The sequence below is a fragment of the Kitasatospora sp. NPDC001159 genome, assembly GCF_053598235.1.
Map to the genome: position 1 here is coordinate 1 of NZ_JBSFJV010000168.1, position 9,605 is coordinate 9,605.

The following is a 9,605-nucleotide window of genomic DNA, read 5'->3' on the forward strand; positions in this document are numbered from 1 at the left end:
GACATCCCCATCGGCACCCCCATCGCCGGCCGCACCGACGAAGCCCTCAACGACCTCATCGGCTTCTTCGTCAACACCCTCGTCCTACGCACCGACCTCACCGGCAACCCCACCTTCACCCAACTCCTCGACCGCGTCCGCACCACCGCCCTCACCGCCCACGAACACCAAGACCTCCCCTTCGAACGCCTCGTCGAAGACCTCGCACCCACCCGCTCACTCGCCCGCCACCCCCTCTTCCAAATCATGCTCGTCCTCCAGAACACCGCGCAGGCCGCCCTCGACCTCCCCGGCCTCACCGCCACCCCCCTGCCCACCGGCCACCCCGCCGCGTTCGACCTGATCCTCAACCTCGGCGAGACCACCGGGCCGGACGGCTCGCCCACCCGGCTGAGCGGTGAACTGGTCTACGCGACCGACCTGTTCGACCCCGCCACCGCCCGGACGATCGCCGAACGGTTCACCCGGGTGCTGCGGGCCGTCACCACCGACCCCACTCAGCCCGTCCACACCATCGAGGTGCTCGACGGCGCCGAACGGGACCTCATCCTCACCACCTGGAACGACACCGCCGCCGAGGTCCCGGACACCCACCTGCCTCAGCTGATCGAGGCGCAGGCCGCCCGCACCCCGGACGCGGTCGCCCTCGTCCAGCCGGGCGAGGACGGGGACCAGGAGCTGAGCTACGCCGAGCTGAACGCCCGGGCCAACCGGCTCGCCCGGCTCCTCACCGCCCGCGGCATCGGCCCGGAGAGCCTCGTCGCCGTCGCGCTGGACCGCGGCCCCGACCTGGTCGTCGCGCTGCTCGCCGTCCTCAAGTCGGGCGCCGCCTACCTGCCCGTCGACCCCGCCTACCCCACCGAGCGGATCGCCCAGCTGGTGGCGGACGCCGCGCCCGCGCTGGCGATCACCTCGCGCCCGGCCCGGTCCGTCCTCCCCGCCGAGCTGCCCCAGCTGCTGCTGGACAGTCCGGCGACCGCCGAGGCACTGGCGCGGCAGGACGCCGCGGATCTCACCGACCGCGACCGCACCGCGCTGCTGCTCCCCGCCCATCCGGCCTACGTCATCCACACCTCCGGCTCCACCGGCCGGCCCAAGGGCGTGACCGTCACCCACGCCGCCGCCGTGAACCTCGCCGTCGCGCACGCCGCCCAGCTGGGCACCGCGCCCGGCAGCCGGGTCGCGCAGCTGGCCCCGGCCGGCTTCGACGTCTCCGTCGGCGAGGTCCTCCTCGCCCTGGTCGCCGGCGCTGCCCTGGTCCTGCCGGACGGCGGTTCGGGCACCGGCGAGGAGCTGGCCCGGCTGCTGAGCCGGCAGGCCGTCACCCACGCGCTGATGACCCCGACCCGACTCGGCACCCTGCCGCCCGGCACCGTCCTGCCGCGGCTGTCCACTTTGGCCGTAGGCGGCGAGCCCTGCCCGCCGGCACTTGCCGCGCATTGGTCCGCCGGTCGCCGCCTGCTCAACGAGTACGGGCCCACCGAAGCCACGGTGTGCGCCACTGTCGGCGAGCCGCTCGACAGAGCCGGCACCCCGGCACCGATCGGCCGGCCGATCGCCAACACCCGTGCATACGTGCTGGACTCGGCGCTGCGCCCGGTGCCGCCCGGCGTCACCGGCGAGCTGTACCTGGCCGGAGCCGGGCTCGCCCGCGGCTACCTGGGCCGGCCGGGGCTGACCGGGGAGCGGTTCGTCGCCTGCCCCTTCGAGGCCGGCGAGAGGATGTACCGCACCGGCGACCTGGTCCGCTGGACCGCGCACGGCGAACTGGAGTACGTCGAGCGCACCGACGACCAGGTCAAGCTCCGTGGCTTCCGGATCGAACTCGGCGAGGTCGAGGCCGCGTTGGCCGCCCACCCGAATGTGGCGCAGGCGGCCGCGACGGTCCGCGAGGACACGCCCGGCGACCGGAGGCTGACCGGCTACGCCGTACCGGCCTCCGCCGTGGACGGCGCCGCGCTGCACGCCTTCCTGCGCGAGCGGCTGCCCGAGCACCTGGTCCCCGCCGCCGTCGTGGTGCTCGACGCCCTGCCGCGCACACCCAACGGCAAGCTGGACCGCAAGGCGCTCCCCGCCCCCGAGTACACCGCTGGGCCCGCCGGCCGGGCGCCCGCGTCGGCGCGGGAGGAGTTGCTGGCGCTGCTCTTCGCCGAGGTCCTCGGCCTGCCCTGGGTCGGTGCGGACGACAGCTTCTTCGAGCTGGGCGGGCACTCGCTGCTCGCCAGCCGGCTGGTCGGCCGGATCCGGACCGCCCTCGGCACCGAGGTCGGGGTGCGCGACCTGTTCGAGGCTCCCAGCGTCGCCGAGCTGGCCCGCCGCCTGGACGACGGCACGGCGGGCGCCGCCCTGGACGTGCTGCTCCCGCTGCGTGCCACCGGCACCCGACCGCCGCTGTTCTGCGTCCACCACGGCTTCGGGCTCGGCTGGTCCTACCGCACATTGGCGGCCGAAATCCACGATGACCAGCCACTGTTCGCACTGCAGGCGCGCAGCCTGCGCCAGACCGACGGTCTTCCGACCAACCTCGCCGACATGGCGGCCGACTACCTGGCACAACTCCGCACGGTCCAGCCCGAGGGCCCCTACCACCTGCTGGGCTGGTCCTTCGGCGGCCTGGTCGCGCACGAGATGGCCGTCCAATTGCAGCGCGCCGGCCAGCAGGTGGCTTCCCTGGTCTTGCTGGACTGCTACCCACAGCCAGACCAAGCACCCAGCGATGAAGCCGAGTTGGACGATGCTGCGGCGCTCGCCGACATCGTCGACGCGCTCGGCCTGGTTCCGCAGACCGGCGCCGCACCCACCGAGAAGTGGACCGTCGCCGAGGTCTCCCTGCTGGTGGCGGAGCAGGGTGGCGCGGGCGGCCTGACGGCGGCCAACGTCACGGCGGCCGCGCGCACCCTGGTCCACAACGCGCGCCTCGGCGGTGCCCACACGCCGGCCGTGTTCGACGGCGACGTGCTGTTCTTTACTGCCGCCCTCGAACGCCACGCCGGGGCGCCCACCGCCGGCGCCTGGGAGCAGTACGCCACCGGGACGGTGCACAACATCGACGTCCCGTGCCGGCACGCCGACATGATGGGCGCTGCGGCGGCACCGCTGATCGGCGCCGCCCTCGCGGACCCCACCCCGCGGTCCGGGAGCTGATCGACTTGGAGCGTCCGCCCGTAGGCGCTCCATGCGGTGTCAGCGGAGCAGGACAGCGTGCGGGCCGCATAGCGCCCGCCCAGGACAGCGCGGTGGGCGCTGCCCTGGGCGGGCCGCGGCGATGTCGGTCAGGCCGGGCCCTGGCCGGCGACCACCTCGGGGCCGCTCGCGTCCCGCCCGCCGGGCCGCCACTGTCCCTCGTACACCTCACCACCGCCGAGTGGACCGGCTCCTTCCACCAGGCCTGCAAGGAAGCCCTCCGGCCCGTCCTGCTGTCCGAGCCTGTGGCGTTCGGAAACTCGTCGCTGCTGGTCAGGCCACGTACCGGGTGGGCACGGGCATTGGGTGCGCTTGGGCGAGGGGAGGGAGTTGGCCTCGAGCCTGGTGCGGGCGATGGTGGTTGTAGTGCCGGGCGTAGGCGTCGAGCGGGTCCGCGAGGCCCGCGCCGAGGATCCGGCGCGGGTCTGCGTGGTGGTCACCGCCGACCGCGAACTGCGCAGCCGGGTAGACGCGTTGGGTGCGGCCGTCACCGGCCCCCGGAGCGTCCGGGGCTGAGCCCGGGGCCCGGGATCCGGGTCAGTGGGCAGAGCGGATCTGGAGGGCGTTGATACCCCAGTGGATCGACGGGTCCGAGGTGTGCACAGTGAACTGGAAGTCCCGGCCGGGACGGGTGGGGATGTCCACCGAGCCGACGCCGACGGAGTCCACCGGGCACTGCACCGTGAAGTCGGCCGGAGCCAGACCGCCGACGTGCACCTGCACCGAACCGCCGCCCTGACAGCCGACGGTGACGGCGATCGGCAGCGTCTCGATCACCGAGGCCGTCACCGCGCCGCCGTTCCCGATCCAGTCGGGGATCGACCTCGGCGTTGGAGGAGGCCCGATCCGATCTCGATGCCGCGAGGGAGGCCAACCGTGGCCTCTCCAGAGCTCTGAACCAGCGCGGCTGAGTCAGTCACCGACCCGGATCGTCAGCACGCGAGGCGGTCCGGGTCTATCGGGCGATCGGCGCTTCCTGAGCGGACGTGACAACGGCTGCCAAGTCTGCACCCGCTCGAAGCAGTGCCACGGTCCGCGTGGCGATCTGGTCAAGACGTTGTTGCAGGATGCGTTGGGTCTCTCCCCGGCCGTCGAGCTGGCGCAGGGAGACCATGATGTCGCGCACTGCGGGAATGCCGTAACCGGTGCCGCGGAGGGCCGCGGCGATCCGGGCCGCTCTGATTGCTGAAAGACCGTATCGACGTGCTCGCAGTGACGTCACTCGTTCGGGGATGACGAGCCCTTCCTGCTCCCAGAACCGCAGGGTTGAGGGACGGACATCGAGCGCTGCGGCTAGCTGCGTGATCGTCATCGCGTCACTCTCCTGCTCGGACTCGGGTGGGTTCGTCTCATCCTGGATCGCACGCAACGCTTGTTGAGCACGCAGAGCCTCGTCCCGTTCCCGCGCGAGCCGAACGTGTACCGCGCTGATTGCCGAGGCTGCCGCCGTGATCGTCTCCGTCCGCAGCTCCGCGAGCATCTGCCGTGCTTCGACAGGCCCAACAGCACCGGCGAGTCCGCGATAGGCGCGAAGAGCATGCACGTGAGCTGATGTGTATGAGCGGTAGCCGTTGCTCGATCGAGTGGCTGGGGGAATGACTCCCAGCCGCTCCAGGTCGCGAACCAGTTGCAGCGAGTACCCCGACTCTCTGGCGACATCGACGGTCCTTAGCGGTACTCGTCGCGATCCGCTCGTGGTCTCGTCCACCGGCCAACCCCACATAAGCACTTGAAGGTAATGCTTGAACCATGAGTATGGAACAGATCATCGCGACCGTGCGACGCCTCGACGGCGCGCTCGTGCTTGTCCCGGAACCGGGAGGCGACCTCCCCGAGCTGGCGTGGGGGGACGCGTTCTTCTACTACGCCCCCGACGGCCAGATACCCAAGAACGTTCAGCCCTACGGGACGATCGTCACCAAGAACTACCCCGACGACGACGCTTCTGACCTCGACCCTCCGGGCCGCTGGCGCGTGAACGTCCACGTCGACCGTGCGACGTTCCAGGAGCTCACTGGAGAGGAACCACGCAGCATCAGCCGCCCTCGCGACTACGAAGCCGCCGACACAGTGATGCCGCACCCGGTATACGGGGCGCTCGGCTGGATCTCCGTCGTCAATCCCGGCGAGAGGACGACGGACACGGTTGTTCAGCTACTACGCAGCGCTCACGAGGCTGCTCGTGCGCGGTTCGCGCGGCGACACGAACCAGGACCTGCCTGATGCAGCTCTGGCGCCACAGGTGTTGCACACGATACTGTCGATCACACTAGAGCTGAGCTGCACAAAGTGGTCTCTACTCGCCTCGCGCCACACGGTCACCCCCAGAGAAGGCGGCATCTCGTGGGTCAGCAGGTGCAGCAGACGCTGGGCATAGGTGAGTTCGCCGGTGGCGGTCGAGCCGAACACCGCGCCGAGCAGACCACGGGTCCCGGTCTCGACCAGGGGCATCAGTTGCAGGGTGGGGTGGCCCGCCTCGCCCCACCGGCCGCGGGGCTTGCGCAGGCGCTCCAGGACGCGCGGACGGTCGGCGGCCCGGATCGAACTGCAGCCGTCGAAGGCGACCGTACGCCAGTGCCGGTAGCACACCCCGGGCACCGCAGGGCGCGCCAGCGGCCCGGCCACGGCTTCGAACAGGGCCTTGATCGGGGCCGTTCCCAGCCGACGGCGAAGATCTCTCAGCGCCTTCTCCGAGGGATGGTGGAGCGGTAGTCCGGCCAGTCCGGCGCACAGCTTCTCCCAGACGCGCTGGTAGCCCAGGCCGCAGAAGAGCGTGAGGGCCAGCAGGAAGTACACCCCGACACGGGAGGGCAGGTGCCGTCTCCGCCGACAGCTGGTGTTCGTCTCCTCGACGACGGCGTCGACCAGCTCGAACGGGACATGGCGCGTCAGCTCACCGAGATGGCCAGGAGCCAGCGAGCCGGCGGCGACCGTGACGGTGCGGATGACGGTGGCGGTGAGACACTTATCGGGCAACGGGACCTCGCGAGAGTGGGAAGACCTTGGTCGGCTTCCCTGCTCTACCGCAGGTCCCGTTCGTCTGCCTACCGCAAGCCCCAGAATCCGCACCGGACTTGACAGCCGGAGCATCGGCTTAACTACGTGGCCTTGGGGTAGTCGGTGGCGTACTTGGTGGTCTTGAACCGGGCCTCGCTGTAGGGGTTGTCGTTGCTGACCTTGGGCCGGGAGTGGCTGCGGGCCACGTCGAGGTCGATCAGCAGCTGGGAGACCTTCTTGCTGGTCATCGAGGTACCACGGTCAGCGTGGACCGTCCCTGGGATCACTCCGTTGCGCTCGATGGATTCCCGGATCAACTCCTCGGCCCGCTCGGCCGATTCGGCGCGCTCGACGGTGTGGCCGATGATGCAGCGGCTGTAGATATCGATGATCACGTAGGCGTGGTACCAGATGCCCCTGTCCGGGCCGGGCAGGCGGGTGATGTCCCACGACCACACCTGGGAGGGGGCGGTCGCGATGAGTTCGGGGATGGTCCTGGGCGGGTGCGTGGCCTGGCGGCGGCGCTCGCCGTTCTGCCCGGCGGCGGCCAGGACGCGGTACATGGTGCGGATCGAACAGTGGTAGCGCCCGGCGTCCAGCTCCCGTGCCCAGATCTGTGCCGGCGGCAGCTCGGCGTACTCGGGCGAGTCCATCAACTCCAGCACGGCGGCGCGTTCGGCGGCCGACAGTGCCTGAGGCGGCGCCGGTCTCGGGCGCTTGGCCTTCGGCGGCTCGGGGTGGTGGTGGCGGTGGTGGGTGGCGCGCGAGCGGCCGGTCAGCCGGCAGGCGGCCACGATGCCCGTGTGCACCGCCAACTCGTCGACAACCGCGGGCAGATGGGAGTCCAGGACGTGCTTCAGTCCGCGCTCTCGGAGACCGATTCCAAGAGCGCGACAGCTTTTCCCAGGACCTCCACCGCGGCCTTGTTCTTCGCGAGCTCCTTCTTCAGCCGCTCGTTCTCCCGCCGCAGCTTCTCGTTCTCGATCTCGGCCGCGGACTTCTTCGGCCGGGCGGGGCTCCTGCGGTGGTCGGCCAGCCGCTCCAGTGCCCCCGCGTCCCGGGCGGCCCGCCACTCCTGGATGTGCGAGTGGTACAGCCGCTCGCGCCGCAGCAGGGAGCCGCGCTCGGCTCCGGAAGCGGCGGTCTCGTACTGGTCAAGGACGCGCAGCTTGTACTCGGCGGTGAACGTGCGGCGCTTCGGCTTCCCGGCCGGGTCGATACCGTCGGGGGTGGTGGTGCTGGTCATTACTGGGTGGTACTCCTGTGTCTCGCCCTCTCAGGCTACGCAAACCCGCCAAAGCGGGACGTCTCACCCAAACCTGTCACAGAGGGCCACCCCCTCGGCGTGAACGCCGTACCGACGCAGCCGCGCTTGCAGCCACATCTCCCGCACGCCACTCCACAGGCACAGTAGGCCCGCAAACACGCAAAGCCCGACGCCGATCACCTCACCTGTCATCCGTCCCCTGCTCTCCCTCGCACAGCACCACCCGGAACGGGCCCCACACCAGGACGATGCGGCACCCGACCCGATGGTTCACGCACCGGCCCTGCGGACTCAAGTGGTCATGGCGGAGGTGTGCGCATGAAGGGCCGTACCCGCCTTCGCCGTCAGGCACACGACTGCTGCTCCTGATATGCCCTCGCCGAGTCGAGCCACTCAACGAGTCTTGCAGTCAACTGACCAGGCCCCGCGAGAGTGTCAACTTAACGGCTGATCTTGGTTGTTGAACGGTCAGTGGGTGTCGAGGATGAGGCGGCCTTCGAAGGCGATCTGGAAGGCGTTCAGCGGCGCCTTCCAGCGCATGATCCACCTCGTGCGGCCCTTTCCGGTCGGGTCCAGGCTCATCAAGGCCATGTACACGCACTTGAGGGCGGCGGCCTCGGTCGGGAAGTGGCCGCGGGCCCGGACCAGCGCGGTCGCGGTTCACCTCCGATGACAGTTCTCGACGTTCACCGGCGCAACCGGTGAACCCGGGGAGCTCTGCAGGCCGTACTTGACGGTGACGGCCCGCTACGGTCGTCCGCCGCCTCGGGTGCCCACCGCTTCCCACGGACGGGGCGTGCGGGGCGGCTCTCGTGACCGCCACGAACCCCCTGAACCCTCCGAGGAGAAGCACAGATGAAGCACGTACGCCGCGCTGCCGCGGTCACCAGTGGCGCGGTCGCCGCCCTGGCACTGGCCGGCACCGGGCAAGCCTTCGCCTGGCACCCGAGCGATGCCTCTTTGACGGTCGGCTGCCGGGCGGACGCCGGACACGTCGAACTCGTCCTCGGCAACAACTACAAGGCCGCGGGCGACTACACCCTCAGCCTGATCGGCGGCAGCGAGGAGTACCACGGCACGCTCGGCGCGCACGACACCGTCAAGGTGACCGTGAGCTACTCGGGCCACGGGGACGACTGGCGGTTCACCTTGGCGGACACCCACGTCGACAAGCACGTCGCCGATGTCCCGCTCTGCCCGTCTGCCACCCCGACCACCACCCCGACCCCACCGGTCCCGCCGGGCACGCCGACGCCGACGGGCACGCCGACCCAGCCGTCCACGCCGACCCCGACGTCGAGCCGCGCGGCCACACTGACCCCGAGCGGCACCCCGTCGGCGACCCCGTCCTCGCCCGCCGCGCAGCCCTCGGCCGTGCCCTCGGCGAGCGCGAGCGCCGCGCCGGCCCTGGCGCAGACCGGTGGTGGCGGCAGCACCACCCTCGCGGTGGCCGGCGCCGCCACCCTGGCCGCCGGTGCCGGGCTGGTCGTGGCCGGCCGTCGGGTCGCCGCCCGCCGCAAGGCCTGACGGCCGGTCGGAACCTCGGAAGGGGCGGCGGGATGTTCGTCGACGGGGCGTGGCGCATCACGGTGGTCGGCAAGGACGCCGACTTCGACCAGCGGGCGGTGGTCCGCACCCCCTACGGGACCCTGGTGCTGGCCGGCGTGGTGGGGGAGTCCCTGGTCGTCAACGCGGACGCCTGGGAGCTGCGACTGGAGCACCTGTGGCCAGGGCGCGGATGGCGCCCGGACGCCGAGGTGGTGCCCGGGCCGGTGACCACGGCGGGCGGCCGCCGTACCCGGGAAGTCCGGGCGACGGATTGCCACTGGCCGGGCCACCCGCGTTCGGGCGTGCCGCGGAATCTCGTCCTGCGGCTGGACGCGCTCGGGCCCGAGGCGTCGGAGGTGTCGAAGGCGTCGGAGGTGATCGGCCCAGCCGCGACGCCGCTGATCCGGACCAGTTCCGACCCGGGGTCCGCGTCCGGGAGGACCGGCTCCTCGATGGCGAAGTCCGGTGCCGAGAGCGCCGGTTGGTGATCCGGCGAACGTGAACGGAGAGGGGCGGCCGCGCGGGCGGCCGCCCCGCAGCGCGTGGGGCGCCGGCCGGGGTCGGTGTGGTAAGAAGAGCCGTAGATAGGTAGAGCGTCGGGGAGGGAAAG

General features: G+C 71.3%; 9 protein-coding genes and 2 pseudogenes. 5 read left to right on the forward strand and 6 right to left on the reverse strand.

Annotated features, from left to right (window positions below; genetic code table 11):
- Positions 1-3,144: non-ribosomal peptide synthetase (locus ACWC9T_RS39200; protein WP_449825819.1), on the forward strand; the 3,144-nt coding region annotated here is incomplete at its 5' end.
- 369 nt (positions 3,145-3,513) lie between these two features.
- Positions 3,514-3,699 (forward strand): hypothetical protein, encoded by a 186-nt coding sequence (locus ACWC9T_RS39205; RefSeq protein ID WP_449825820.1) that lies wholly within the window; start codon positions 3,514-3,516, stop codon positions 3,697-3,699.
- Between the two features lie 21 nt (positions 3,700-3,720).
- On the opposite strand, the gene ACWC9T_RS39210 is transcribed toward ACWC9T_RS39205, so the two are convergent.
- A complete protein-coding gene (locus ACWC9T_RS39210; protein ID WP_449825821.1) occupies positions 3,721-3,960 on the reverse strand; it encodes a hypothetical protein in 240 nt (79 codons plus the stop codon).
- A gap of 178 nt (positions 3,961-4,138) precedes the next feature.
- Positions 4,139-4,906, reverse strand: coding sequence for a MerR family transcriptional regulator (locus ACWC9T_RS39215; RefSeq protein ID WP_449825822.1), 768 nt, complete (start codon positions 4,904-4,906; stop codon positions 4,139-4,141).
- A gap of 32 nt (positions 4,907-4,938) precedes the next feature.
- Here ACWC9T_RS39215 and ACWC9T_RS39220 point away from each other — a divergent pair, with 32 nt between their 5' ends.
- The gene (locus ACWC9T_RS39220) at positions 4,939-5,406 is read left to right on the forward strand and encodes a DUF6194 family protein (protein WP_449825823.1); all 468 of its coding nucleotides are present in this window, start codon (positions 4,939-4,941) and stop codon (positions 5,404-5,406) included.
- 126 nt (positions 5,407-5,532) lie between these two features.
- On the opposite strand, the pseudogene ACWC9T_RS39225 reads toward ACWC9T_RS39220, so the two are convergent.
- The 4 genes and pseudogenes from ACWC9T_RS39225 to ACWC9T_RS39240 all read right to left on the reverse strand — a co-directional run.
- Positions 5,533-6,159 (reverse strand): annotated as a pseudogene (locus ACWC9T_RS39225) (transposase domain-containing protein); the annotation flags it as partial.
- A gap of 122 nt (positions 6,160-6,281) precedes the next feature.
- The gene (locus tag ACWC9T_RS39230) at positions 6,282-6,989 is read right to left on the reverse strand and encodes a transposase (protein ID WP_449825824.1); all 708 of its coding nucleotides are present in this window, start codon (positions 6,987-6,989) and stop codon (positions 6,282-6,284) included.
- 47 nt (positions 6,990-7,036) lie between these two features.
- Positions 7,037-7,426, reverse strand: coding sequence for a hypothetical protein (locus ACWC9T_RS39235; RefSeq protein ID WP_449825825.1), 390 nt, complete (start codon positions 7,424-7,426; stop codon positions 7,037-7,039).
- 489 nt (positions 7,427-7,915) lie between these two features.
- Positions 7,916-8,092, reverse strand: a pseudogene (locus ACWC9T_RS39240) (IS256 family transposase); the annotation flags it as partial.
- A gap of 210 nt (positions 8,093-8,302) precedes the next feature.
- On the opposite strand from ACWC9T_RS39240, the gene ACWC9T_RS39245 reads away from it, so the two are divergent.
- Positions 8,303-8,974 carry an LPXTG cell wall anchor domain-containing protein gene (locus tag ACWC9T_RS39245; protein WP_449825826.1) on the forward strand — a complete coding sequence of 224 codons (672 nt, stop codon included), beginning with the start codon at positions 8,303-8,305 and terminating at the stop codon, positions 8,972-8,974.
- Positions 8,975-9,006: 32 nt separating this feature from the next.
- Positions 9,007-9,483, forward strand: a complete 477-nt coding sequence (locus ACWC9T_RS39250) for a hypothetical protein (RefSeq protein WP_449825828.1) — start codon at positions 9,007-9,009, stop codon at positions 9,481-9,483.
- Positions 9,484-9,605: the final 122 nt, after the last annotated feature.

What these genes read in the sequence shown, in the direction of transcription:
- ACWC9T_RS39245 (WP_449825826.1), top strand. Translation starts at nt 8,303, where the DNA reads ATGAAGCACGTACGCCGCGCTGCCGCGGTCACCAGTGGCGCGGTCGCC.
- ACWC9T_RS39250 (WP_449825828.1), top strand. Translation starts at nt 9,007, where the DNA reads ATGTTCGTCGACGGGGCGTGGCGCATCACGGTGGTCGGCAAGGACGCC.
- ACWC9T_RS39235 (WP_449825825.1), bottom strand. Translation starts at nt 7,426, where the DNA reads ATGACCAGCACCACCACCCCCGACGGTATCGACCCGGCCGGGAAGCCG.
- ACWC9T_RS39215 (WP_449825822.1), bottom strand. Translation starts at nt 4,906, where the DNA reads ATGTGGGGTTGGCCGGTGGACGAGACCACGAGCGGATCGCGACGAGTA.
- ACWC9T_RS39220 (WP_449825823.1), top strand. Translation starts at nt 4,939, where the DNA reads ATGGAACAGATCATCGCGACCGTGCGACGCCTCGACGGCGCGCTCGTG.